Annotated in this window: 21 protein-coding genes and 2 pseudogenes; 11 read left to right on the top strand and 12 right to left on the bottom strand. The window is 57.9% G+C overall.

The window, feature by feature from the left end:
• Window positions 1-167 precede the first annotated feature (167 nt).
• From ACVW1B_RS02905 to ACVW1B_RS02860, 10 genes are all read right to left on the bottom strand, one after another.
• On the bottom strand, window positions 168-1,004 hold the full coding sequence (locus tag ACVW1B_RS02905) for an SDR family NAD(P)-dependent oxidoreductase (protein WP_069280012.1): 837 nt from the start codon (window positions 1,002-1,004) through the stop codon (window positions 168-170).
• Window positions 1,005-1,576: 572 nt separating this feature from the next.
• Window positions 1,577-1,783, bottom strand: coding sequence for a hypothetical protein (locus ACVW1B_RS02900; RefSeq protein ID WP_141713652.1), 207 nt, complete (start codon window positions 1,781-1,783; stop codon window positions 1,577-1,579).
• On the bottom strand, window positions 1,780-2,796 hold the full coding sequence (locus ACVW1B_RS02895; protein WP_276327028.1) for a nodulation protein NodZ: 1,017 nt from the start codon (window positions 2,794-2,796) through the stop codon (window positions 1,780-1,782). The genes ACVW1B_RS02900 and ACVW1B_RS02895 overlap by 4 nt, the downstream gene beginning before the upstream one ends.
• A 610-nt stretch (window positions 2,797-3,406) precedes the next feature.
• Window positions 3,407-4,198: an ABC transporter permease gene (locus tag ACVW1B_RS02890; protein ID WP_069280013.1), complete on the bottom strand. Its 792-nt coding sequence runs from the start codon at window positions 4,196-4,198 to the stop codon at window positions 3,407-3,409.
• 3 nt (window positions 4,199-4,201) lie between these two features.
• Window positions 4,202-5,122, bottom strand: coding sequence for a nodulation factor ABC transporter ATP-binding protein NodI (nodI, locus tag ACVW1B_RS02885; RefSeq protein ID WP_245314072.1), 921 nt, complete (start codon window positions 5,120-5,122; stop codon window positions 4,202-4,204).
• 1 nt (window position 5,123) lies between these two features.
• Window positions 5,124-6,833, bottom strand: coding sequence for a nodulation protein NodU (gene nodU, locus ACVW1B_RS02880; protein WP_069280014.1), 1,710 nt, complete (start codon window positions 6,831-6,833; stop codon window positions 5,124-5,126).
• 13 nt (window positions 6,834-6,846) lie between these two features.
• On the bottom strand, window positions 6,847-7,479 hold the full coding sequence (gene nodS / locus ACVW1B_RS02875) for a nodulation methyltransferase NodS (RefSeq protein WP_069280015.1): 633 nt from the start codon (window positions 7,477-7,479) through the stop codon (window positions 6,847-6,849).
• Window positions 7,480-7,490: 11 nt separating this feature from the next.
• Entirely contained in the window at window positions 7,491-8,861 is a 1,371-nt protein-coding gene (nodC, locus tag ACVW1B_RS02870) for a chitooligosaccharide synthase NodC (protein ID WP_081334889.1), read from the bottom strand.
• A gap of 15 nt (window positions 8,862-8,876) precedes the next feature.
• Window positions 8,877-9,536: a chitooligosaccharide deacetylase NodB gene (gene nodB, locus ACVW1B_RS02865; protein WP_069280016.1), complete on the bottom strand. Its 660-nt coding sequence runs from the start codon at window positions 9,534-9,536 to the stop codon at window positions 8,877-8,879.
• Window positions 9,533-10,165 (bottom strand): NodA family N-acyltransferase, encoded by a 633-nt coding sequence (locus ACVW1B_RS02860; protein ID WP_069280041.1) that lies wholly within the window; start codon window positions 10,163-10,165, stop codon window positions 9,533-9,535. Before ACVW1B_RS02860 ends, nodB begins: the two co-directional genes overlap by 4 nt.
• A 544-nt stretch (window positions 10,166-10,709) precedes the next feature.
• Between ACVW1B_RS02860 and nodD1 the strand changes: the two genes are divergently transcribed.
• The 8 genes and pseudogenes from nodD1 to ACVW1B_RS02820 all read left to right on the top strand — a co-directional run bounded on the left by nodD1 (window position 10,710) and on the right by ACVW1B_RS02820 (window position 20,261).
• On the top strand, window positions 10,710-11,654 hold the full coding sequence (gene nodD1, locus ACVW1B_RS02855) for a transcriptional regulator NodD1 (protein WP_069280017.1): 945 nt from the start codon (window positions 10,710-10,712) through the stop codon (window positions 11,652-11,654).
• 633 nt (window positions 11,655-12,287) lie between these two features.
• Window positions 12,288-13,284 (top strand): annotated as a pseudogene (gene nodD2 / locus ACVW1B_RS02850) (transcriptional regulator NodD2).
• A gap of 599 nt (window positions 13,285-13,883) precedes the next feature.
• On the top strand, window positions 13,884-14,093 hold the full coding sequence (locus tag ACVW1B_RS02845; RefSeq protein WP_081334890.1) for a hypothetical protein: 210 nt from the start codon (window positions 13,884-13,886) through the stop codon (window positions 14,091-14,093).
• Between the two features lie 122 nt (window positions 14,094-14,215).
• A complete protein-coding gene (locus ACVW1B_RS02840; RefSeq protein ID WP_176731412.1) occupies window positions 14,216-14,929 on the top strand; it encodes a MerR family transcriptional regulator in 714 nt (237 codons plus the stop codon).
• 336 nt (window positions 14,930-15,265) lie between these two features.
• Window positions 15,266-16,378, top strand: coding sequence for a branched-chain amino acid ABC transporter substrate-binding protein (locus ACVW1B_RS02835; RefSeq protein ID WP_253603412.1), 1,113 nt, complete (start codon window positions 15,266-15,268; stop codon window positions 16,376-16,378).
• Between the two features lie 937 nt (window positions 16,379-17,315).
• A pseudogene (locus tag ACVW1B_RS02830) lies at window positions 17,316-17,573 on the top strand (transposase); the annotation flags it as partial.
• Window positions 17,574-17,739: 166 nt separating this feature from the next.
• Window positions 17,740-18,768 carry an LLM class flavin-dependent oxidoreductase gene (locus ACVW1B_RS02825; protein WP_057021389.1) on the top strand — a complete coding sequence of 343 codons (1,029 nt, stop codon included), beginning with the start codon at window positions 17,740-17,742 and terminating at the stop codon, window positions 18,766-18,768.
• Window positions 18,769-19,886: 1,118 nt separating this feature from the next.
• The gene (locus ACVW1B_RS02820; RefSeq protein WP_069280023.1) at window positions 19,887-20,261 is read left to right on the top strand and encodes a NolY; all 375 of its coding nucleotides are present in this window, start codon (window positions 19,887-19,889) and stop codon (window positions 20,259-20,261) included.
• Between the two features lie 698 nt (window positions 20,262-20,959).
• On the opposite strand, the gene ACVW1B_RS02815 is transcribed toward ACVW1B_RS02820, so the two are convergent.
• On the bottom strand, window positions 20,960-21,184 hold the full coding sequence (locus ACVW1B_RS02815) for a hypothetical protein (protein WP_253587760.1): 225 nt from the start codon (window positions 21,182-21,184) through the stop codon (window positions 20,960-20,962).
• A gap of 148 nt (window positions 21,185-21,332) precedes the next feature.
• Between ACVW1B_RS02815 and ACVW1B_RS02810 the strand changes: the two genes are divergently transcribed.
• Both ACVW1B_RS02810 and ACVW1B_RS02805 read left to right on the top strand, forming a co-directional pair.
• Window positions 21,333-21,578 carry a hypothetical protein gene (locus ACVW1B_RS02810; protein WP_081334891.1) on the top strand — a complete coding sequence of 82 codons (246 nt, stop codon included), beginning with the start codon at window positions 21,333-21,335 and terminating at the stop codon, window positions 21,576-21,578.
• A gap of 640 nt (window positions 21,579-22,218) precedes the next feature.
• The gene (locus ACVW1B_RS02805; protein ID WP_069280024.1) at window positions 22,219-22,944 is read left to right on the top strand and encodes an outer membrane protein; all 726 of its coding nucleotides are present in this window, start codon (window positions 22,219-22,221) and stop codon (window positions 22,942-22,944) included.
• Window positions 22,945-23,277: 333 nt separating this feature from the next.
• On the opposite strand, the gene ACVW1B_RS02800 is transcribed toward ACVW1B_RS02805, so the two are convergent.
• Complete coding sequence (locus tag ACVW1B_RS02800; protein WP_069280042.1) at window positions 23,278-24,003, bottom strand: helix-turn-helix transcriptional regulator; 726 nt, start codon at window positions 24,001-24,003, stop codon at window positions 23,278-23,280.
• Between the two features lie 1,629 nt (window positions 24,004-25,632).
• On the opposite strand from ACVW1B_RS02800, the gene ACVW1B_RS02795 reads away from it, so the two are divergent.
• On the top strand, window positions 25,633-26,349 hold the full coding sequence (locus tag ACVW1B_RS02795) for a sulfite exporter TauE/SafE family protein (RefSeq protein ID WP_253603415.1): 717 nt from the start codon (window positions 25,633-25,635) through the stop codon (window positions 26,347-26,349).
• The last annotated feature ends 160 nt before the right edge of the window (window positions 26,350-26,509 follow it).

Below are 26,509 nucleotides of genomic sequence, written 5' to 3'. Positions count from 1 at the left end.
CTAGGGCTACGAGTTGACGAGATGACATAGAAGCGTAACACCTTCATGGCACGACGGTAACTCTAAGGTGCCGTGATTTCACTTTTTCGGAATGGGTGCGTGACGTAGCGTGGAACAAGAGCTTCAGAGCTGAAACTCAAGACAGCTGCGTTGCCAGCTTGCTCGATTCACAGATGTTGCCCACCATTGATCGGCACCTCGGCGCCCGTGACATAGCTTGCGGCATCCGAACATAAGAAGAAGATAACCTTGGCCACTTCGTCCGGCGTTCCCACTCTGCGCAGCGGAATGTTTGGCACGAGACGCGCTTCCGTATCGGGCGACAACATGTCCGTCCTGATCTCGCCAGGCGCGATTGCATTCACGCGAATACCATGCGGCGCGTAATCGTGGGCCATTTCGCGTGTGAGGCTCGCAAGTGCAGCTTTCGACGTCGCATAAGCGCTGCCGGCAAATGGGTGCACCCGCGAACCAGCGATCGATGTCACGTTGACAATCGACCCTGATGCGGCCCTTAACTTGTCAAATAGACCCCGCGCTAGCAGGATCGGGGCTACCAGATTCAAATGGAACACCCTCATCCAGGTTTCGGTTGACGTCGACAACGAGGTCAGCCGGTCTCCATCTGGCGTCTTCGGCGAGATGCCGGCATTGTTCACTAGCGCGTGCAAAGGTGCGCCCGCCAAACGTTCCCTCACCTCAGTGATCAAGCGCGGCAGCGCTTGATGATTGCTGAGGTCGACCTGGACATGATCCTCGCGCCCGGACCCCCACGGGCACCGCTCGCCGTCGAACGGCTGCCGCGCGCAAGAAATGATGCGCCAGCCTGCCTCCGAAAACAGCTTGGCGGTGGCATGACCGATTCCACGCGACGCCCCGGTCAGCAACATCGCCTTTTGTTCACCACGATGGACGCGGGCTTTATCGGCGTGAAAGGGACAGCTCAAATGTGTCTCAGGCAGCGGACCTGCGACTAGATCGTCATTTGGTAGATCGAAGCCCACGCCCGCGTCCCCTCCTGTAGCGCCGCTGGCAAACGCGTAGCAGGATTTGGGCCACTACGATGCACGCAAAGACGCTCCGGTTTTGCGTCCTAATGTCGCGCATGCCAAACGCTTGGCGGACTCGAGACACGGCGCGTGCGCTTTACGACAGCGATAGTGCATCGCCCACAGTCCTGAGTCTACTCTGTCTACTGTTCAGACCAACACTCAGTCGCGCTCTTGTGATCGCCGAGCCGAGGGATGTAGCGGACAAACAGCGCCCGTCACTCGTCGCTACAACGATCATTCAGGATGGCGGAGATGCCGGTCGTCTTTGTGATCCGAAACCTTACGCGACACCTCAATACGCCAGGTATCTCGCATCAAGAAGCTAGACTGAGACTAGGACGCTGAATGGGCCAGCCCGATACCGTAGTCCCGAAGTGCTGGTCAGCGCGAGCGAGTGGCCGGCGGCTGCAAAGGACCTCGCCGGCTCGACGTCGGACCATTCGATAACTTAATCCGCCAGCAGCCACGAAAGCCTTTCAGCTTCGGCCCGCGCGTGTCGAAGCCGAGGCCCGATGCCCACCTGTCTAACGCGGTGGCAGTGCGCTACGGCCACTCTTGTCGAGTTCGAGCTTCAGCGGATGTCTTCCGACCGCCGCATCTTTCTTTTCTCCAGTGCAAGGGGTCGCTGGAGTGTCGGTTTTAACAAGCAGTTGCCGCGCGGAAAAATACCGGCAGCACTGCTCGATGCAAAAAGCGGCCATCAGGTCGATGAAACGGGTTACAACTTTCATGAAGCCACGAGCTCTTGTGATGGCTCCTCAATCAAGATCAATCGGCTCGGATCGTTCAAATCAAACTCTATCACGCGCGGCGCACAGAGGCGCGCATAACGTGTGAAGGCGCTCGTCGGCGGAAAACGGATCACAGTGTCGCATCGCGCAAGGAGATACATCTCGATTAGGGCGGAAACGCCGCCCTCGGCTCCGAGTGCCGCACTATGCAAAGGCCCGGCTTGAGGCGCCTGGAAGCGCTTTGGGATCGTGAAGACATCGGGAAACAGTGCTGACACCTTCTCAAGTACGAGCGCGCTGTCCGTGCACAGGAATGCCCTGATCGGTTTTGCATGCGGCAACGCCTTCGCCTTATCAATGGCATCACAGACCTGTCGCAAGGCGCGCTCCGGATCAGCCCAGTAGGGCGCATGCCCCATAATATCTTCGCCGTTGCCGTGCCGGACGTGAATGCCGATCACGCTGTACGGGTCAAAGTGCTCACGGAAGATGGCATCGATCCGCGTCCGCACTTCGGATCGCGGCTTGATACTCTGAAAGATCTCTCGTTCGGCTTCCTCATCGCAGCGCCACATCAAGCAGGCGTCACATACGACCGTATTTGCATCGCAATCTTGCTCGCTTTGAAACAGTTGATCGAGTTCGTCGCGTTCCCGGAAAATCTGCTCATCCGGCCGATAGACGCAGTCAAAGGTCGGCCTATTCCACCATGCCGGGAAGAACGGCCCCGGAAATGAGCGCTCATTGATCTGGTCGTCGCAGATCACCCTTACACCGCCAATCTCTTGAACTGGTTCGAAGAAAACCGGAAACGCGTTGGTGAATGGTTGATCGAGATAACAGGACCCGCGCCAATCGATGACCAGGTTCCGTCCGGTCCGCTGCGCAAAACGCCAAGCTGCTGCCAACGACCACAGACAGTCGCCCAACCCGGTACGTCGTCGAGAAACAACGAAGCGATCATTTTGCGCACTATCAAGCATTTGCGTTACGTCCTGAGCAAGAGATATCATCGGAAACACCTCACATGTGATCTTGGCCGATGTTATGGTCGGCAGTTGCGCTGCTCGCGATTTGCGTCGGTAGAACTTCATGGCAGCGCTATCCTCGTAGCGGGTGCTCTCAGCGTTTTGTCTCTTGTCTCTGTTCAGAACGGTTGCGCCGATATATCCGCTTTCAGCCGAATGCCTATTGTCTCCTAATTATCTGAGAACTGGTGGAGTGCTTGACCCGCTTGAGGTGCTGCTGTTCGACGTAGTGATCACACAGCTACTCCGCGCGAGAAGCGTAGTGCCACCCTGCGAGAAATTATGGGGCAGCTCGGGCGAGGTTTCACAGATCCTGTCTCCCAGACACAACATTGCGCTCTCCGTTTTGATCATCTCAGGAAGGCCAACCGCCGCTCCACCTACGTCGCCTGTACTATCACGATCCGCCATCCAAGCGGCCCAGGCACACAGCCAAGGCAACGGCGAATTCCGCCCACGCGCCGGCCACTCTATTGGAGTACCGAGCGTCGCGCACTGATCGACCGCACCGACGCACAGCTGCTTGATATCATCATTGACCATTCCGGTGGCTCCTTCGCGCCGCCTGGACCGGTGCAGCGAGCCTGTCAATTCGTCAGCGCAGGAGGCGGCGTCGAAACAATGCTGTCGACACAAAGAAGGGCAACACCGCGTATATGCAAAGCGCACCGACATGGACGGCAACGCCGCCGCTGACCGCGCGCTCAAGCATCGCTGGGCGAATGAGATCGACCGAATGTGCGAGCGGCAGCAAGCCCGCGACGTGCTGAAAGGAACTCGGCAGCTGGCTGTTCGGAAAGACCGCACCACACAGAAACACCATGGGTGTAATGATGAGCGTCTGGTAAAATACGAAGTAGTCGTAACTTGGCGCAAGAGATATGACGACCATGGCCAGGCTGGCGAAGACGAGGCCGGTAAGGGCGACCGTCGGCATCACATACAAAACGGACGGCCAGGAAGCATAACCCAGCACGGCAGCGACTATCCCGATTGCAGTTCCGGCCAGAATGGACTTAGTGGCCGCCCAGACCAATTCGCCCAGAACAATATCGCCAAGCGTGAGCTGTGTTGATAGGATTGCTTCCCAGGTGCGATTGGCGCCCATCCGGGCAAAGGTCGCATACATGGTTTCAAAGGTCGCGGATGTCATGGCGCTGGTCGCGACCATGCCCGCCGACAAAAATGCGATGTACGAGGTTCCCTCAACGCGGCCCACGATTAGCCCGAGACCAAAGCCAAGGCCAAACAGGTTAGTTATGGGATCTGCGAGGTTGCCGAGAACCGATGCAAGCGCGACTTTCCTCCATGCCAGGAAGTTTCGACGCCATACCGCGATCCAATTGTACGCGTTAGCGGGCATCAGCGCGGCAAAACTTTCACCCATCTCTCATTTCTCCATCTCGCGTCCGGTTAGCCGCAAAAACACGTCTTCGAGATTCGGCGGCCGCTGCAGAATGCGAAGGCCCGCTCGCCCGCGCAGTTGCACACGTACCTGCTCCGGATATGGTGCATAACAGAACAGCGTCTCTCCACTCACTTCGATGTTCCGCGCGTAAGGTCTGATCAACTCAGTGAGCTCATGCGGATCACCGCCATAGATTTCGATCACATCGCATCCGATATGCTCGTCGATCAAGGCTTCCGGCTTTCCTTCGGCGATCATGCGTCCACTCTCGAGCACGCACAGCCGATTACACAGGCGTTGCGCCTCTTCCATGAAGTGAGTAGTCAAGAGGATCGTCTTGCCGCGCGAAAGCAGGACACGCAGGCGTTCCCAGATCAGGTGACGGGCGTGCGGATCAAGACCAGTCGTGGGCTCGTCCATCACGAGCAGATGCGGGTCATTGATAAGAGCACGCGCCAGCGTGAGCCGCCGCTTCATGCCACCTGACAGTGCAGCGACGCGCACGTCCGCTTTGCTTTCAAGACGCGCAAACTCCAGCAGCGAAGGTACAACCGCCTCGATCTCGCTGGCGCTCATGCCGAAGTAACGGCCGAACATCCGCAGGTTCTCTCGTACAGTGAACTCCAGTTCAAGGTTATCGAATTGCGGCACTACGCCGATGCGCATACGTGCGACGCGAGCCCGCGCAGGCACAGCCGCGTCAAGCACTGTAATCTTGCCGGCATCCGGCGAGATCATACCAAGGAGCATACGCGCGATCGTGCTCTTGCCGGCTCCATTCGGCCCGAGCAGGCCGAAGCATTCTCCGCGCGCAACCGAGAACGACAGTTCGTCGACAATGATCTTGCCGCCAAATGACTTTCGTACGCCGGAAAGGTCGATTGCCGCGGTGGACATGTTCATCTTAGGCCGACAGAAGCCGTTCAGCCGACGTTGTCTTTCCTACGAGCGTTTTGGTCCAAAGCAGACCGTCGCACCACACATGCTCGACGCGTCCCCATTGGCAGGCGGCGGCGGCATCCGGGAAGAATCCTCGTCCGTTCAGGTTGGCACTCGTATTGCAAAGCAGTGGAATGCCCGTGAGCTGCTCAAATTCGACGAGGAGCTCTGCGATTTTGTGCGGAGAGTTGCGGGCGACCGTCTGCAGCCGCGCGGAGCCATCCAGATGGACGACGGCGGGGACCTTATCGCGCCATTCCGCCCGGGTCTCGTGATCGAACAGCATATAAGGATCTGGCGTGCCGGGGCTGAAGATCTCTGGCGCCCGATCCTCCAGGCAAATCGGCGCTACCGGCCGGAAGTGCTCGCGACGCTTGATGTCGTTGAGATGATCTTTCATTGTCGCCGACGTCGCTGCCGCAAGAATGCTTCTGCCACCCAATGCGCGCGGCCCAAGCTCGGCGCGTCCCGAGAGAAATATCACGGGCTTGTTGTCGGCGAGTATGGCCGCGAGTTCTCGTAGACTGCACGGCGCAGCCTCCCATTCCGACTGAATCTCGCCGGTCTGTAGCGCCGGGCCGCTGTAGACTGACCATTCGAGTGGCCCGAACCCATTTTTCGCTGCCATCGCACCGCAGGCAGCGCCGATCGCCGAGCCGCTGTCATTTGGAAACGGCGGCACCCAGACCTCATCGAACAATCCCGTCGCGCGAAGCGCACTATTCCACTTGATATTGAGCCCACACCCCCCGGCGACACACAGGTTTCTCGCGCCCGGAAGCGACGAGTGCCGCAGCAGAACCATCGCGATTTCCCGGACAAGAAGACGCTCCAGGAACACATGAAACGACGCCAGAACGTCCTCCGCACGCTTGCCCGTCACGCGCGGCGCGCTCGCCTCAAAAAATTCGTGCACAGCCGCAAGCGACGCCTCCGCATTATTGATATCGGCGCGATAGCGACGCGCCTGCTCCGTGTCGGCCGCGAAGCGCTTTTCGTAAAGGTCCTGAAACACCGTCACGATGGATTCGTCGACAGAGCCAAGCGCGATATAGGCCATCAGCTTGCCGGCGATGCCCAAGTCCCAATTGGTGCGGTTCGGCTGCCTGTAAGGCCCGAAATGAAGGCCAGCGGCAGCATAAGCATGACCGATCATCGGAAACAGGCACGCGATGAGCCGCGCACCGCGCGGCTCGACATAGTAGAGACGTGGAAAAATACAGCCATCCCACACCAGACAAAACGCGGGTTTTCCGGCGCCGGCAAAGGGGCTGGTGCTATAAGCCGACGCGACGTGGCCCGTCACGTGGGGGTAACTCTTATAGGGAAATACCTTGCCACCGAGGATCAGGCCGTAGCCGTCGACGGAATCAAGAAGGCCCTCGGCACGCCGCTCGACATATGGCGCCCCTTTCAGCGCGATCGGAACCGCCCCACTCAGGACCTGGAATTGCGACTCAATCTCCCCATCCCAGCCATCGATGACGAACTGATCAATATCTCGAGGGTCAAGGCCGTGTTCGGCCAATGCGAGCACGACTGCATCGAGGTTATCGACGGATTGGTAGCGTGGGCTGTTGGCGCGCTTCTCTTGCTCGGTGCAAAAGACAAGCTGCCCGTCCTCGACGACGGCAATTGCGCCATCGTGTGTTAACTTAATGCCGCAGATGCGCATACGAACCCCTGACCTAATGACCCAAATTTGGTTGTTCTGACGAGTTAGTCGGCTTCCGGAACAGGACAAGCAAACAGTCTTCGTTGACCGACTCAGTGTAGCAATGCAGACGCTCGACCTCGATCAGACTCTCTTTGAAGAGAGCAATCACCGTTTCCGCGCCGGCAGCATGGCCCCAGCGTCGACACGTGGCATCACGTGCCGATCCGAACACCAGAGCGCCATTTGGTGCAAGCAGACCCGCCAGATTGCGGATGGCCGCGTGCATCTCGACGACGTCCTTGAGGTAGTAGAGAACCTCGGCTACGACGATCAGATCGAACCGCTCGGCAGTCGAGAACTGCTTAATGTCGCAGGTTCTCCACCTGATATGTGACCATCTCTTGGTCCGTTGCCGCGCCCGCTCAATCGCCTGTGGCATGACATCCACCACGGTGAGCTGTTGGCAGTGGGGCGCCAGCATTTCGGTGAATGCGCCGGCGGCACATCCGACCTCGAGTGCATGAGCAACATCCCCGTTGCAACGCGAGATCCGGAGCATTTGCACATAGCGCTCCTGCTCGAACGAATTGCTATCGAGACGCCATGGATCGTCGACAGCCAACTCGCGTTCCAGTAGCTGGTAGTTGTTGTTGTCCGGCGTCATGGGCCTTCAACCTACTTGTAGGCGCTCGATCGATCGTGACCGCAAATCTCGATCGCGGCCACACTCGATGGAAGGTGCGGACGCTCGGACTTGCGAATTGCACCGGAACTCGCCCCGCTTCTTGCAGCGCCTATTGCGGCGGTCGTGTGCGGGACCGCAGCCTTCTTCTCTGCTTCGCTTGTCACGATGACCTTGCGCGACAGCCAGTCGCTATTGCTCAATGTACAGAGCGCATAGGCCTTCAGCGGCAGCAAAAGAAAGATGTTGATGGGTGTGTGGAGCGAGAAGCCGAGAAACCGCATATCGCGAGCACGGAATGCCGCCACGCTGCAACGGACCATCGTCATTGCTGCAATCGTCAGTACTGTCCACCAGGCCACTGACCCCGCGATGACAAACTGTGTGAGTGCAGCCAGCGACGACACGGCGAGAAGCAAGGGGCCGAGATTTTGTCCGACGACATCTAGCGTCAGATAGCCATCGAGCTCGGGGAGCAGACGCAATGCCAGAAACGTGTCCCGAAAGGTACTGCGGGCCCAACGAAGTTGCTGTCGCAGATATGGCCCAAGGCTGTCGGGCACCACGGTAGCCGCGATCGCGTCGGGAACATACTCGGTTCGAAATCCAGCCTTGAGCATGAGGATCGTTAGATGACGATCCTCGCCGAAATCGCTTGGCTTTCCACGGAAGAATTGCGTTTCGTATTGATCAAGCAGCATCGCGAGCGCCGAGCGCCGATACATGGCACATGGGCCACAGCAGCACATCACCGCACCGAATCGAGCTTGGGCCGCCCGCTCCTCGTTGCAGGCCAGCCAGTATTCCATATCGATCAGCTCGGTCAGCCAGGTTTCGTTGCGATTGCTGGCCACCAATTGGCCCATGGCCGCGCCGACTTCGGGGTGCTGCATCTTCAATACAAGCTTCGTTACCACGTCAGGGGCAAGTATCGTATCCGAGTCGACGTTGAGCACCAGATCGCCGGAAGAGTTGCGTATCGCTGCAATCTGCGCCTTGCGCTTTCCGACGTTCTTGGCAAGCAAAATGACGCGAAACCTCGGATCGTTCGCATAGATTGCATGTACAGGCGCCACAAGGTCGCGATTTGCGGATCCGTCGTCGACCACGTGGACCTGCAGCATTCCAGCGTAGTCTTGGCTTGCAAGCGACGCGAGGCATTCAGAGAGTGTGTCTGGATCCTCGTTGAAACACGGCACGATGACATCTACGCTGGGCAGAGCCACCTCGGCTTGTCCTAGATCGTCGTGCAGCTGCGAGGTATTGGCCGGCTGAGCGTAAAGCGCTTGCGCGCTCTTGTAGACGGTCGAGAGCAGCGCATAAGACGAAACGGCGACAGCGCTGGTTGTAGCGAGCAGGTCCATTGGGTGCCAATTTTTTCAGTGAAGTTGAGGAAGCGGATGGATTTCGAATCCGCGCAGCTGGAGTGCCGGAATCAGATATGACAGCGCCCTCACCGTCTGATCGCGCGATGTGGCATCCGTGCACGATATCGCCTCATCCGGAGGATATCCGTCGTGCAGGAGCACAATTGCACCCGGGCGAACGGCCGCCATCACTGAGTTCACGATGCTATCGACCCCGGGGCGCGACCAATCTCTTGGATCGACCGACCAATGCACAGCTGCGAGCCCTGCCTTGGCTGACGTAGCAAGCACGTCTTCGGTCCATATGCCGTAGGGGGCCCGCATGTGCCTGGGCAACGCCTGCGGACATGCCAATCGAATGGCCCTGCTCGCCGTGAGCACCTCATTGTGTACCTCCGCCGGTTCGCATCTGGACAGATCCGGATGCGTCATCGTGTGGTTTGCAACTTCGTGCCCTTCGGCGATCATTCGCCGAATGAGTTCAGGCTGGTCGGCCGCGTACGTGCCGATAACGAAGAACGTCGCCGGCACCCGATGATGGGTCAGCAAATCGAGGACGTATGGCGTGCAGAATGGGTTGGGCCCATCGTCGAAGGTCAAGTAGACCGAGCGACTTCCGTTGACGCCACCGTAGTCGCACCGCGCAGCAGATTGGCGGATGAGTTCGTTCACAGCTCGGGCCCGTTCCGATCGATAACCGTTCCAGCCGGCCACTCGCCGATTGAGCGTCCAACCGGGAACACCACCACGAGCACGTCTTCGACGCGGATCGGCGACAAATTGGGGTAGACATCTGGCTGGGTGGAACGGACACGAACGCCAGACATGAGGGTTGCTAATCCCTGCCTTCCGACCAGCCTGGTAAAATGCTTCTCAAGCGCGGGCCGGACCGTGCCAAAACCGAATGGCACCCCTAACTCATGCAGCACAGGATACATCACGCGCATCGAGTGGCTGATTCCAAGCCCCTCAAGATCGGGACGCACGGCATATAGTCCAAGTTCGGCCACGAGAAGGTCGATGCCATCTATCTTGATGAAGCGGCGTAGTAGACCGACATGAGCCGCAACGCCGCGCGCGTCGTGACCGATGATCCGGACTTCAGGCCTTGCACCGGCCCAACTCCGATTGCCTTCGAACGGCTGCGCATTGAACGCACCGGTCGGCCCGTAACTCTTACGGAAGAAGTCGGCAAGCTCGGTATGATCGGCGAGCTGCAGCTCGTTTTCCCAGCGGCGGCTCCACTGCACTTGAGTGCGCGCGGAAGGCGCTTCCGCAGTCCTGGATGCGGCAATATTCATGGCGGACTTCCCTGCGCCAGTGGCGGTGAGAGCGGAGAGCTCATCGATGGCGCGCCCAGCTGGCGCCAGATCAAGTTCGGTCCTATGCATCTTCGACACGCCTTGTACTGCGATGGATAGGCGCGCCATTTGGTCAGCCGCCGCAACTATTTGGCATCCGCAATCTGCGCACGCCGATTGGTCGCGACACTAAGGTGAGGCTGAGCGGGCCCTCAAGTGTACGCGGGTAAACCGCCGATATGGAAAGGGTTGGAACACACATACGAAGGTTTAGCGGGACCTGCCTACGATCGCAGCGCGTGCTTGTCGCACAGGGAAACGGCGCAACTGGCGCAACTCGCATGTGGCAGCAACACCCACTGCTCACGCCGATTCGGCGGCCACTCGCACGTCCAGGAGTTCTTCTTCGAGCTCGCGTGCGACCAGCAGCCATCGTGGTATGCCTAATTCATTTTCCAAACTGATGTTTGCTATCCAACATTCCGCAATTTGGTAAAATCGATTGTTTCGATAGAACACATCCATACGATGGATAGACTCACAAATGCGGTTCAAGGGACTTGATCTAAATCTTCTCGTTGCGCTCGATGCTCTAATGACCGAGCGCAACCTCACAGCGGCGGCGCGCAACATTAATCTGAGCCAGCCCGCTATGAGCGCCGCGATCGCGCGGCTGCGCAGCTACTTTCGCGATGAATTGTTTACGATGAGAGGTCGCGAGCTCGTCCCGACGCCCGGCGCTGAGGGGCTTGCAGGCCCCGTTCGCGAGGCCCTGCTGCACATCCAACTCTCGATCATCTCTCGTGAAGCGTTCGACCCGGCTCAGTCGAGCCGACGCTTCAGAGTCATTCTCTCTGATTTCATGACAATCGTGTTTTTTCGGAGGATTGTCGATCGTATCGCGCAGGAGGCGCCTACAGTGCGCTTCGAATTGCTGCCAGTTTCCGATGAGCCTGGTGAGTTGCTCCGCCGCGGCGAGGTCGACTTTCTCATTCTGCCGGAACTGTTCATGTCGAGTGCGCATCCGAAGGCGACGCTATTCGATGAGACCCTCGTGTGCGTGGGATGCCGCACGAACAAGCAGCTATCGCGGCCACTTACTTTCGAGAAATACAATTCTATGGGGCACGTTGCTGCCAAGTTCGGACGGGCGCTGAGGCCCAACCTCGAAGAATGGTTTTTGCTCGAGCACGGCTTGAAAAGACGGATCGAGGTCGTTGTGCAGGGCTTCAGCCTTATTCCGCCCATATTGCTGGATACGGGCCGTATAGGGACAATGCCGTTACGTCTTGCCAGACATTTCGAAAAGCGAATGCCCTTACGGATCGTGGAGCCACCGCTTCCCCTGCCTTCATTCACCGAGGCAGTGCAGTGGCCTGCATTCCACAATACCGATCCGGCGAGCATTTGGATGCGGCGGATCTTGCTGGAGGAGGCATCCAACATGGCATCTGGGCATCGGGAACCCACAGCGCGCAGGCGCGGCTAGCTTCGCCACAAGCCGCCCCCCGGCAGTAGAACAACCCCTACCCGATCATCGGCGGGCTGGCCGGCTGTCTCATTTCAGCGTCGCGTACAGCCACGCTGCAAAATGCGCGCGTGCGCCGGCAATGGACTGCCGGCTCGCGCACGTAATGATCTCGCAAAATGTTGTTTACTACGCCTGTCCTGCGGGCACGATCCGGCACCGTCGCGGAAGGACTCACGTCCTCGGATACAATGATATTTGATGGGGCCAATTTAACTGCTTGAATCCGACACTGCGTCAGGTTGTAGTTTCGTCTCCTGACTAACGCTGCGCTGGTGGACGTCGATGGGTCGCATCGGGCGAACTCACGAATATACGCGATAGGCACGGCACTTCGGCTGGCAACTCGACCGGGCCGAGTTGCCAGTGTGGCCCAGGATCGACGGAGCTCGATCAGGTTGGCGCCCGACGGGTCCAGAGGTAGGTCGGAGCCCGGTCGCCCTGCCGGACATTCTGCGATGATCCGCGAGCTTTCTTTTCGCGATCGCGCCAGAGGAACGAAGTTGATTCGGGCGAGCCAGTGCTGCCGCTTCAGATGCAGCCATTGCCGCTCATTGTATGCACTGTAAAGACGATCGCGTCGGATAGTTGGATATGCGTTTCAAAGGCCTGGATCTGAATCTTCTCGTTGCCCTCGATGCTCTTATGACTGAGCGCAGTCTTACCGCAGCAGCACGCAAGATCAACCTCAGCCAGCCGGCCATGAGCGCAGCCGTTGCTCGGCTGCGCTCCTACTTTCGCGATGAGATGTTTGCGATGAGGGGCCGGGAACTTGTCCCTACCGCACGCGCAGAAGGACTGGCGGGTCCCCGTTCGCGAGGCTCTGATGCACATCCAACTGTCCATCATCGCTCGCGACGCGTTCAATCCGGCGCAATCGACGCGGCGATTCAGGATCGGTCTTTCTGACTTCATAACGGTCGTATTCTTCCGACATGTCGTAGAGCGCGTCGCACGAGAGGCACCCGCCGTCAGCTTCGAACTGGTGGCGCTCACGGATGAGCACGATGAGCTTCTTCGGCGTGGCGAGGTTGATTTTGTTATCCTGCCTGAACTATTCATGTCTAGCGCGCACCCACGGATAGCCCTGTTCGAGGATAGGCTGGTGTGTGTGGGCTGCAGCACGAACGGGCAGCTGCAGCGACGGCTTACATTTGATCGATATATGTCAATGAGCCACGTTGCGGTTAAGGTCGGAGTTGCGCGCAAACCTCCCATCGAGGAGTGCTTTTTGCTCGATCGCGGCCTCAACCGGCGCATCGACGTTCTCGTGCAGAACTACGGCACGATTCCGCCCATGCTGGAGGGCACGAGCCGCATAGGGACCATGCCATTCAGGCTCGTTAAGCATTTCGAAAGGATGGTGCCTCTTCGGATTGCCGAGCTTCCGCAGTCATTCCCCTCCTTCACCGAGGCGGTCCAATGGCCAGTCCTTCACAATAGCGATCCGGAGAGCATCTGGATGCGAGAGATATTGTTGCAGGAGGCGGCACGCATGACATCTGTACCTGACGAGTGCTCCATGATCTCCGCTTCGGGACAAGCGGATACTGACAGAAGCTTGGCGAGAGCTGCCTCGCGTCCATCGTAAGGACCCTTTGCAGGCTACGCGAATCTCCGCCTGCATGTTTCGACAGCTGAATTTTAGACTACTCTACCGACGCTCATTCTTTGCTCATGAACGTCCCGCGGCTTCGCTGCCTCAGCCGCCAACACGACGCTGTTGTGAGACTCTCACCTGAGGATCGCCATCGACATGCGGGCGACGGCTCAAGCCGCCTGTCGCGTGGTTTTAGAGGGCCGCGCATCAGAGACGAAGCAACACACGGCTGATGCTCACTTGAGCCAGGCCCTACACAACACTGCCTCGCCCAGCAGCCATATATAGATGAGTAAGATCAGCTCGGAGCTCGCCGTCCACTCTCAGAGCTAGTAGGGCTCCTCACGGCCGCAGCCGATTCGCTTTCGCCGAGCCGCACAGCCCTCACACCGATCCGTTACGGAGGTGGCGGGACTCGCTCGTGCGATTCTGCAGAACACCGCGCACCTGTGTTGCCTTGTCGCATCACCTTAAAGTGCATCGCACCTTCATCGCTTTGCGTCGCCAGTCTGACTTCTTTTGGCCCTACCGCGGCCAAACGTCTTGACGACGTGCGCTGCCTTGGCGCAATGACAACAAGGAGCTGATCGTTGGAACAGTACAGAGGCGTATTCGATCCGGAAGAACTTTCTGTCTTAGGAAGCCTCTTTGACGGCGCAATCACCGCGTTACCGCCATCGATGCGAACTTCTGAAAATCGCACAGCCGTTGCCAAACTCATCTTGGAGCGTGCAGAGATCGGCGAGTCTGGACTGGCACGCCTGATGAACTTGTTGATCACCATTTCCCCTCAGGGTTGATCGCCAGCCATTCTGAGGATAGTCACCATCTCTTACGCTGGAATAGAAGACGATCCAGCTAGAGCTTTGAAATAGCTTGAATCACACGTGACGTCAGGTTGTAGGCTTTGAAATTGAACAACATGAGCAAAGCTACACCACGTAGGCGTCGATGGCGCATTGGCGAACTTGCAGAGGCGACCGGAGTGACGGTACGCACGCTGCATCATTATGAGCATACGGGACTCTTAGCCGCATCAGAACGCACTGACGGCGGTCACCGGATGTACGATCGCGAAAGCGTTCAACGGGTTCATCAGATTCGAGCGCTACGTGAGCTTGGCTTCTCCCTCCACGAAATCCGGAAGGCTATGGAGGGCACGACTTCACTGATTGATCTCCTACGCAAACATTTGGAGCGGATCGAACTTCAAGTCGCTCGAGCAACCCTGTTGCGAGATCGTTTACGTGACATGACCACGGACAGTGAGATCCAGGTGAGTGTAGACGAGCTGCCTGCCACCTTGGTAGCCATGTCTCGGGTTGAGACGCGTAACCAAACCTCGCGATGCACCTGTAAGCTGGTCGCCGAGCGCGACGAGCGGTGGCGGCGGATTCGCGACGAGCTGCGCGATTGTATGGATAGAGGCGAACATCCCTGTGGTGAGCGAGCAAAGGCTGTCGCAGTTGCAGCGCGGTTGCTAATCGGCGAAATCGCCGGAGCTGATTCACGCGTTTCGACGATCCTCAAGGTCCTTGCGCGGTTGAGCGCCCCGCGCAGTCTGGCGGGTTGGGATCCCAGTCTCATGCAGTATCTCGATCTCGCCCTTGCCGGCTTGGAAGATCAGCCGTACTGACGGCATGGCCCAGGCACGCGCGGAATTGTCCCTTGGTCTTGGCCATCTAGATGAGAGCCGTTGACGCCTCGTACACCAGCTCGAGGCGCGACGGCCGAGTGCGTGGCTCAACCGAACAGATCTTCCCGCCTGGCCCCCCCGAGCCTCCCGCCGCCGCCATGGTCAGACGCATCCTCAAAAAGCGCTTGAACCGCACGTAACGTCACATTGTAAGCTCTGGTTGCGGTGTGGCCGAGCTGACGTGCACGAGTTCGCTCAGCAACCGCATCGACGTCCGGAGACAAGTCGGACCGCCAACGCAGGCGGCTCACTTCAGGTGAACATTGGAGCTCTACAATGTTGGGTAGGCGCCACGCTTTGGCTGCAAGTGCAGCGCTGCTTTTCAGCGCTCTTGCCTCGACCACGCGCGCCTCCGACGTCAATATTGCGGTGGCTGGTCCGATGAGCGGAAGCAGCGCTGCGTTTGGCGCACAAATGCGCGATGGCACGGCTGCCGCCGTCGAGGCATTGAACGCATCGGGCCAACTTCCAGATAGCAAGCTGATATTGACTGTCGTCGACGACGCATGTGACCCCAAGCAAGCCGTCGCAGTGGCGAACAAGCTTTCAGCAGAGCGCGTGCGGCTGGTCGTTGGTCATTTTTGTTCTTCTTCGTCGATTCCAGCCTCCGACGTCTACGACGAAGCGGGCATTCTTCAAATGTCACCTGGTTCGACAAATCCTAGGCTGACGGAGCGTGGTCTTAAGACGGTATTTCGAATCTGCGGCCGCGACGACCAACAGGGCCTCGTTGCAGCAGAGTACATTCGCAAAAACTACCATAACGAGACAATCGCAGTGCTCGATGACAAGAGCACGGCAGGCAAGGGCATTGCCGACGTGGTCGCGGCACAGCTTCAGAGGTCAGGTGAGACCGTCATTCGACAAAGCTATGTGGCGGGTGAAAAGGACTATGCTGCGCTGGTCTCGAGGATGAAGAACGGGGGGGTGCGGCTCGTCTATATCGGCGGATATCATACCGAAGTTGGACTGATCGTACGCCAAGCGTCAGAAGCGGGTGCGGGCCTCACCATCATGGCGAACGATCCGCTGATGACCTCTGAATTCTGGGCCATTACCAGCAGTGCCGGAAATGGCACGTTGTTCACCTTCATGGACGACCCCACCAAGAATGCCAACGCGGCCGGCATCACGGCCAGACTTAAAGCTGCCAACCTCTCCGCCGAGGGCTACACGCTTTACGCCTATGCAGCCGTCCAAGCATGGGCAGAGGGGGTGAAGCGGGCCGGCTCGTTCGATGCTCGACGGGTCGCCGACGCCCTTCGTTCGCGCCCGACCGATACCGTAGTCGGCCCAGTTCTGTTTGATTCCAAGGGAGACAACGCGGCTCCTGGGTTTCTCGTTTACCGGTGGCGCGACGGGCATGTCGAAGCTGTTGAGCAGAACTGATCGGGGCGATGCGTAGCCTCCCACAATTCACCCGAGGACACAGATGATGAGACACCCTGACGACCTTAGTGCAGCGATACTCGGGTGCTCTCTTATACTCGCGGCCTTCGGAGCATTTTTTGCGCTCGCTGCGGCTCTCGCACAGCTGCCTGACGTCGATCCGCAGGCAGATGAGTTACGACAGATGATAGACAAATAGTACCCGTGCCAACCTTCAGCGTTGCTACTCGACCTTGCCAAGCTAGTCTCGATCAGTTCGATGCTTGCCCCCTTTGGTTCGCCGGATCTTTCTCAAATAATCCTTCCATGCCTTCTGCAGCGGCTAGGCGAATGGCGGTTCAGTCACAGAACTTAGCCATGAAATTCGATTTGCAGCGACAATTTGCGCGATTGAGCGCACATGCTGACAAATGCACTTGCGCGCTCCAAACTATGGCCATTGCCGGGCCGTGCGAAACACCGCGAACTGCGCACAAGACGACCAATTGGCGTTCCAGCCAACCCACTCTCCACGCGACGCGCGCCAAACTTGTCTTCAATGAGAACTCATTGTCGCTATCCGCCGGCTTAGTCGAAGGCTTGTTGCTACCCTTGCACAGCAATGCTGTTCTGCAAGGAAAGGATCTACCTGGGGGCGAGCCGCCGCCAAGCCGCCCGGCGCCACGTACAAATCGGCGCTATTTACACGATACAGAATATTTTCAACGTCGGTGTGATCCGCCAAGCTATCGGTGTCTGCATCTTTGGGCTCCGCTTTGCCAAGGACAACCTTCGGCCTATCCGGCCTGAAAGACGGGAAGTTGCAGCAGACTTCATTGAGCTCGAACCTTCTGGAGTACCTTCCGACCCAGGTTTCGCCCTGGCGCGCGGCAGATGACCTCTTATTGGGCATTTGCTCCAGCTGGCGAGCAACTCTTGCCGCAACAAGGGCGGACAGATGAAGCGATCAAGATTCACCGAAGAGCAGATTATCGCGATATTGAAGGAGCATGAGGCTGGTGCGAAGGCGGCCGACGTAGCTCGCAGGCACAGGACCTCTGAAGCGGAGATCTACAATTGGAAAGCCAAGTTTGGCGGCATGGACATTTCTGCGGCCAAGCGATTGAACGCCCTGGAAGAGGAGAACGCGAAGCTAAAGATGCTACTGGTCGAGCACATGCTCGGTGTGGCGGCGCTCCGCGAGCTTCTGCCAAAGTAGTGATCAGGACTGCAGATCCTCATGGGACCCAATCACCTCGTGCTAGCCCAGCCACCATACCCCAATGAGCGGATCAAGAGCAGTCAAATACCGGGCAAGCCGTCTTTGAGCGCCGCGGCACCAGGCAACCCAGGACTCCTGGTCCAAAAACGGAGATGATCAAGTGAAAAGCAGCCCTCCTTCAAAACTAACGTGCGGAATCTTTGACCATTTGGACGACGACGGCCGCGATGTCGCGCGACAATACGAAGATCGCCTCAAATTGGCGGAGGTGTGCGATTCCCTGGGCTTCTACGCGTATCATCTGGCCGAGCACCATTGCACACCACATGCTAGAGGGCCGTCACCAAATCTTTTTTTATCTAGCGTCGCGCAGCGCACTCAGAGACTGCGCGTTGGGCCGCTGGTCCTGTTGCTCAATCTCTATCATCCCTTGCGCGCATTCGAAGAGATCTGCATGCTTGACCAATTGAGCGGCGGCAGACTTGAGCTCGGCATCGGACGCGGTTCGCTGCCGACTGAATGGGGCTATTTCGGCGTCAGCGCGGACGCGGCGCCAGAGCGTTATGAGGAGGCCAGCGAAATCCTGAATGCCGCGCTGAAGGGGCACACGCTATCCTATCACGGACGCTTCTTTGAGCTGAGCGAAATACCTTTGACCATGAGGCCTCATCAGCATCCACATCCGCCGACCTGGATCACGAGCAATCGGACGGAGTCGGCAGAGTGGGCTGCTGCAAATGGCGCCAATCTGGCGTGCCTGGGCCGCTCCTCAGCGGTCCGAAACATTACGGATGCGTTCCGCTCCCAGCGGGCGCGCATTGCGCCAACGGACGATCGGGAGCCGTTTCTTGGTTTGCTCCGCATGGTCGTGATCGCGCAGTCTGACCGAGATGCCCATGTAGCGGCGGAATTGGCTTACCAGCGATGGCTGGAGAGCTTCAAGTTCGTTTACGAGCTGAACGCCATTCCGACGCCACCCACCCTACCGCTGACCTTCGATGCAGCGCTCGATAGCGAATTATGCGTCGTCGGAACGCCAGCTTCCGTCCGACGACTCCTTCTTAGCCAGATGGAGGAGGCAGGTGCCAACTACCTACTTTGCCAGCTTGCCTTCGGGAACCTTCCGTTGGAAGCTTCTCTATACACCGCAACCACAATCAGATCTGAAATCATCGCTGGCTTTGGCTGACAATCACTATCCGATCTTGCCACCTCAAAGGAGCTGCGCGACAACGTTTATCTATGATCGGCCGTCCTGCAGAACGGGCGAATTCAGATCTCCTGCCTTACTCAGCAGGAGGTCCGCAGACCCATGAGGACACGGTCGCATCGATCACCCGCCATGGCGGCCGGTCTGCCGGTGTCGTCGAGGTGACGTGAACTGGCTCGGCATGACAAGCCGGCTCGATTCGCATGCGGTTGGCATTGTGCGTCATCGAAGAACAGATCCGCCACGATCGAGTATGCTATCCGCCGGTTGGATGCGTCCCATCAAAACTTTCGATTTTACCGGTTTTAACCAAATGTCCCATAGTCGATCGCAGATTTCCGGAAAACATCCTTCGCGAACCACGTGTGACAATGGAACCATTTTGCTTTGAGCATGGTTGCAGGGCAACTCCACCCGCCCGTGTCTGCCCCAACGATCCCTCCCTAGCCCGCAAACCCCGGCACGCGCCGCCCACGTTTGGTTGGATGGCAGATCGCAACGTCACGCGAGCAACCTACCGCTTAGTCGCTAACCTAATTGTCATCATGCTAAAGGCGCCCGAGAAGATCAGCTCTCACGAACTCTTATTGGCTAGGGTCCATGCGTGCGCCGGCTAGAATTCCAATAGGCGACCTGCTCTCGCAGCCAAGGCGAACCGGACCTATCGCCTCGACCCTCCTGCCCGCGCGATCAACCTGGCGCTGTGACGGCTCGCAGACGATACAGGGCCGTCAGCGATCTGACTGCCGGATTTGCAAGGCATATTTTCTCAGGCCACGACGAAGCACGGCAGTCGATGTGTGTGGCAGGACCGGCCACACAGTATCACTGCGCGCTCCCCTAAGTCGTCGTCGTGGGGGATCCTTACTGGGCTCGCCGGCTCAGTGCTGCTCGTCGCCGGCAACCCTCACTCGCGTCCTGCAAACTTGTACCGTGGTCATCTCATTTTATGCACCGCCCTCGACCGACTGCAGCAGGGTACAGCTTTCTGCAGCCGCAACTCGTTCTAGCCATGCGCCTGCAGCCCCGCTAACGGGACAAACGACGCATTCTCTTTACTCTGCCTAGCGCGCTTTTCATTACTCTGGAGCAACACCATGGAACTTGATCCTTCCAATTCACGCATAGAAGACCTGACGCACCGCATCGACCTGCAACTTGACATCGTGGCCGCCCTCGTCGGCGAGGACGGTAACGGGTTCGAGGCGGTCAGACTGCTCAATGCACACACAAACGAAATGATAAATGCGGAGCTAGCGCTCGGTCAGCTCGCCGATGCGAGGGCCAGCGGCTGCAATGGCGACGGGCAGGCGGCGCGGATACTCCGAGACCGCGGCGTCTATCATCCAGAAGACCTCCAAATTTTGGGACGCCTTTTCGATCAAGCGGTGGCGGCCTTACCTGAGGCTCTGCGCACCCCTGCCAACCAGTTGAAGATCGCCACCCTGATTCTCTCCCGTGCAGCGGAGTGAGATTCTATTTCGAGTTTTCCGTCGGTTGACGGCGCGATCAGGGTCTGATCAGAGTTGGGGCACGGCGTGCTGCGGTTTAACGTACCCAGCACCGCAGCAAGCCTCAGATTGAATTTACGTATCGTCGCGCGGAGCGCGTCGCCTCCACTGCTTTTTCCGTTTGCCACCGGATTCGAACCGATCCCGTCGCACTAAGCGATCTTGCGCGGGAGAGGACCCGTTTGCCCCTCGATCTCAACTGGGCTTTTCCTGTATCAAGTACTTCATGGCTATGTATTCTGTATGCCGCAGCCAACCCGACGGCGGATAGCGAATGAACGCAACGCATGTGGTGACGTGCGGGCAAGGCCTTCTCGTCCGATCGAGTGTTTGACGCTTGGCTCAATGGTTTGGCACTCACTTTGCGGCGGCATTGACCCTTACCCCACGATCTACACTCCACGACGTCTTGCAGGGCGACACGAACCAGATCATCACAATTGCCCTGCACCTCGTCACCACTTCTCTACTGCATTCCACAAGACGCACACTTCAAACCATCGGTTACGCGCAGGGATTGAACAGCAGAACGACGGCCACGCCGCCGACATATGTCACAAAGCGAACAAATCCTGTCCGGAATGCGTCCCGCACTTAGAAGATGACATCGTACAAAACGGGTAATGTACCAAACGGACAGCACTTGGCTTCGACCCTTCTTAGCTCGAGGTTGCGCATGCGGTGAACGGTCTTTCCTCAGCTTCGACTGTAGCGTCGTTTGGTCCGGACCGATTTTCTGATTTCTTCGAGCCACTACTGACAGCAGGCAATGCGGTAATCAGCAGAGAAGCGCGCGACAACGCATACTTGCCGTCAAATGATTCAGAATCATTCGAATTGAAGCGCGCACCACCACGTTCGGTCATCCGCGCTTCAACAAGCATCTATATAAATTCGCTCGCAGCGCCGAGATCAGCTCGACACGGGCGAGCGCGCCTACGGATCCGACCTCTTGACAGCTGGATAGATCACGGGCGCTCGGTGTTTTGAACAAATTACTTCTTTGTATTCAGGATATCGCAGGAGTTTGAGATGGCTCAGATATCATCCGAGCAAGTGCAGGCGCCAGAGGTTCTCGTAAGCACCGCATTTGATAAGGCGTGGCGCTTTGTCGAGAAAGATCCGCTCCTGGCGCACAATCACAAGGCAGTGCTTCATAGTCGCTTGCGAGCCTCCCTGGAGTGCTCGATAAGAAACGGTGAACGGAATGCCTTGCATCTGGCAAACGAGGCGATACGCAACTTGCGCGCAGAATTGGCATTTTCGACCAAACAGTAGGGTAGCTCCCACCACTATAGGAACGATGGGCTACGTGACAGCTCTCCTTCATCGAAGCGCCATGTGAGCAATCTCAATATATCGTGGTCGAAGTCCTCCTCCAGACCATTCTGCTTCGCTGAACCGCGCCCTCGACTAAAGCTGCCGGTACAAAGCTCCTGACGCTACGATACCAGTCAGCCGGGCCATGATCGTAGACCGCCGACAGCAAGATGAGTTCGTCGTCCCCGGGAATGCTTTATCAGCAGGACCTAAATTTCGACGAAATGCTTGAACAGCGATCCGCCTGTAAGTTGTGTGCAGCTTGCGCTTCGAAGCTGAGTGATGCGGATTAGGCACGTCAGACGGGCGGCATCGCATCGCAGGCCATCATCAGCAGAAGGGAGACGCTGGGCGATTCGTGGCTTTCAGTTCATTCAGCACTGCTTGGTCCGCAAATGCCTTCTCGCTGTTTGCGCCTCACCGATCGGAGCATCCTGGTCAGGTCTACGCACTACGACGGTTGCACGCTCAACAATCTGACGCGGCGTTCGATTTAACTCATTTCTTCCGAAACAATGTGGTGCTGCAGTTACAGCAATTCGCGATGATCTTGTTAAGACGCATCGCGCCGGGCGGCATCAAAAGGAACGACACTCGAATGAAGAATTTGCTGGTTCTGACTGCAAGCATCGGCGCACTCACTGCGGCCGCTCCCGCATTCAGCGCGGACTTCGCCGCGCAGCCCGTCAACATCAAGGCGGCACCGCAGCCGGTCGTAGCCACAATCAACGACTGGACCGGCTACTATATCGGTATCAATGGCGGCTGGGGATCGAGCCACAATTGCTGGGACTTCAACGGCATCACTCCCGAGGGTTGCCATAATTCGACTGGTGCTACCGTTGGCGGCCAGATCGGCTATCGCTGGCAGATCTTCAAAACGGTCTACGGCATTGAAGGTCAAGGCAACTGGGCTGACTTCAGCGGCTCCAATGTCAGCACCGCCTTCCCGGCAGACATCATTGGCACCAAGACAGATGCTTTCGGCTTGATGACCGGCCATGTCGGCTATGCGTTCGACCCCGTGCTGCTCTACGTCAAGGGCGGTGCTGCAGTGACCAGCAACACTTATCACGTCAACTCAGTGGCTACTGCGACCGAAATTGCCAGAAACAACGATGTGCGTTGGGGTGGCGCCCTCGGTGCCGGGATCGAAGTCAGCCTCACTCCGAGTTGGTCGGCTGGCGTCGAGTATGACCATTTGTTCATGCAAGGCAGCAACGTAACCTTTCCAACAGCGGTAGGCGGTGATCGCGTCCACCAGGACATCGATCTCGTCACAGCGCGGCTCAATTACAAATTCGGCCCGGCGTTTGGTCGATAGCAACCTCCACGCGCTTGCGGTAAATCGTGAGCCCCGACCGTCGGTCGGGGTTCTTTCTTCAAGCGCTCGTGTCACATCCGCCGATACCTCGCGATGTCCGACTCGAGCAGTCCGAGCCAGATCATCGGCCGGATGGCCCCTGGTTACTGGAACTCCGGGCCTGGCGGTCCAAGTCACGATCCGACACTTCGATGGTTATCGAGCTTCATAATCTGACGCTGGGTCTTAGCGTCGTGCGTGCAATTCCGATAAATATTGTCCAGCTTTAGACTTGCCGGAAGCTGCGACAACAATTCTGATAGCCGCCGGTGCTTGCTCAAACGAGTTGGGATTTCAAAGAACATTGAGGCGTATTGCCAGAACGATCGCTTGGATCCGGCTAGTGGCGCCAAGCTTTCGCATCGCATTCTTGATATGAAAATTGACTGTATTCTCGCTGATTTCCAGGATCATCCCGATTTCCCATGACGATTTTCCTTCCGCCACCCATCGCATGCAGCTGATCTCCCGCTGCGACAGTGCCACTTTTTTATCACCGCCATCGTTGCAGGGACGTGCGATCTCACCATACGCGGTGTGAAAGTGCCAGGCCAATGCATTGAGATGACCGATGCGATCCTGAGGATCAGCGTCGTCCGACGGAGATGCAAACGACACTACAGATACTCGGCCTAGCGGCCCAAACAACGGCACGCTCATGCCATGCTTCAGGCCCGCCTCTCTGGCTTCGTCCAGTACGCGTCTCTCGTCAGGTTGAAGTCGATAGTGGTCGGCCAGTTGATCCCATAAAAACGGCCTAGAAAGCATTGGCGTCCGCCGGACCACCGGATCGATGGTGTGGTACTTGCGTTTGAAGTACCGGTCGCACCAGTCTGACGGCCATTTCACGGCCACGGTCGGGGGTGGATACTCCGCCAGGCGAAGGGGCTCGACGAAGTTGAGGGCGCCGTAGGCAACTTCACTGAAGCCCTCCTCCGTGGCGCAGCTGACAAGTAGCTCGAATAGCGCTCTGAGCGAATGCGTCTGTTTTGCGCATTCAGTAAAGCTAAACAGGTCCATAGCGGGCGGCTCAGGACGACTATCCCGGTCGGTGTCGCGGCTTCCAATTGCGCTTGTTTCAGGTAGAGCCAAGTTCAATTCCATGCCCTGAATTCCTGGGTTTGCTCTTTGTAAAGTCTGGAGCGCATGCTGCCGAAGGAGTCATCCCGAATTCGATGCCCTACACCAACTGCGATGACGTGATCGTCCCCCGCCAAACAGCTAAGGTGCGGCCTATCCTTCGTTCGAGGCCGAACTGCACGACGCTCACCGTAGCGTTCACCTCATTCAATATGATCTACCCGGCTCGCAGGCGACGCGCTGCCGAGATTGAAGATCGCGGCGGGGACGGCCATGTTGATGGTCTGCGTTCGCGAGGCACAATTGACCTACTGATGCCGCCAGGGACGGAAAGTAAGAGCTCTGGTTTGGCGGGCGTGCGCGCGCTACGGCTTGAAGTCGGTCAGGCGGCTCTCCTAACGATTCAGTCGGCGGTACGAGCCACCCAGGCCGGCCCGCTGCGACATCAGCATAGATCCGATTCGATTGTGCAAGAGCGATGTCCAGCTCAAGTGAGGCTTCGCTGCCGCTTGAGCGCGAGCTCGGGCAGACCCTAGATGCTGAACTTCGCGAGCCAGGTGAGCTAGAGCACGCAACCCCGCTCGCGGGTGCTCGCTTCGACCTGCGTGGCGTCCCCGTCGATGCACTGCTCGCCGACGCAGAAGACAACGGCATCATTTTTCCTCCCCGTCTTGCGAGTCGGCATCGCTTTTCCTTGGCTGGTCCTTCGCCTGTCCACAACGTCGAGGGTTCGGGCGATGAGCAACACGCAGCAGCCGTCGCAAAAGGAAATTTGCTAGCATCAGCCGACGGCCTCTGAGAGGCTTGGTCGCGTAGGGTCGGCGCGAATAGATCGAAGGGACAAATAGCAACCGCGTCAGGGGCGCAACGGGAGATACGCGAAGCCACAAGAGCTGCTTGACGCAGCGGACACTTTGCATGCGCATCTCCAAAGGCGGGAGAGGACCTGGTGTGGGACCAGCAAGTGCCATACCAACATTTGGTTTTCAGAAACCGGCCGCGGAATCAATGACTTGAAAGAGTGGGCAGCTCTCCTTATCGCGCATTGAAGCAATCATGACATCGGGAGGACATCCGACAGACCATTTGCGCGAGCCCCGGCACCAGTTGACCTCATCAAGGAAAATATAGCTCGCACGGCAGCCGCTCCGAGACGCTCTTGGCTTCAACCCGTCAATACGCTCAGCCCAGCGTCAACATTCTGGTGGAAAACACGGCGAGTGGCCGATCAGAGATGACGAAAAAGCAGGTCAGATGACGACCTGGCAGGTGCAGCGGCTCGGAATGCAACGGTTGACGTCAAGAACGACCGAGAGCATAGCCCGTCCGACGAGGCCTTGTCCGTCGACCGGAAACTACCAAGGTCTCGCGCTACCCAGTCAACTACAAGGCTTAACGATTGATTGAGACGATCGCCACATGGCAATCGTGACTGGCTATAGGTCCGGTCGCGCGCACTCCAACTAAAACTCGGTTGCAAAGCAAACGTCCCGACAGGAAAAACAATTGCGCCTCGCCCTGGCGGGGCTGTCGCAACCAAGGCGAAGAGCTTCGCCGAGAATCGGTGAGATGTTTTCTCTGCTTCTGGCGATCATCTCACTGCTCTATACGACCGTTGGTCAGGCGGGGGGTACTGCATTCCTGGCGCTGATGGCTTTTGCTGGTCTGCCATCGACAGAGATGCGCCCAACGGCGCTTGGTCTCAACATTGTGGTCGCGACATATTCTACGTGGGTTTTCAACCGCAACAAAGTAGTTGACTGGATAATGCTGCGTCCGCTTCTGCTTTCATCGATGCCAACGGCGCTTGTCGGGGGTCTCGTGGTGCTCGGGGAACACATTTACAAGACGCTGACCGGGTTTGTCCTTCTTCTGGCAGGCGTCGTGATGATCGTTCGGCACGGACGCACCGCCGAACGCGGTTGCGAAACTCGGCTCTGGGGAACCTTGAGCATTGGAGCAGTCATCGGCCTCGTTTCCGGGCTGACAGGCGTAGGCGGCGGAGCGTTTCTCGCCCCGACGCTCATCGCACTGAATTGGGCATCACCTAAGCAGACCGCCGCGCTGTCGCCGCCTTTTATCCTGGCTAACTCCGCTCTCGGCTTCGCCGGAGTTCTTTTCACCGGCCAATTTCCGGCGCCGGATTTCGGGCTTTATGCAATCGCCGTACTGGCGGGTGCCGCGGCAGGAACAGTTATCGGCCTGAAATGGATGAGCCAGACAACCGTAAGGTTCATCCTCGTGGCGGTTCTGCTCATCGCCGGCATCCAATTGGTGCGCGCTTGAAACTCTCACGTCTTAGTTTTCACACCGGTCAGGTCGAGATTCAACTGATGCAATTGCGCGGCTCTCTCGAAGAATCGATAGCCGCTAAAGCGATCGCAAAAAACAAACGAAATGAAAGTGCAGAAGCACAGCGCAAATATGTAGGACGTTGTCCAGGTGT

The sequence above is a fragment of the Bradyrhizobium sp. USDA 4502 genome (assembly GCF_054063355.1).
This window is presented reverse-complemented; position numbering and strand designations above follow the sequence as displayed.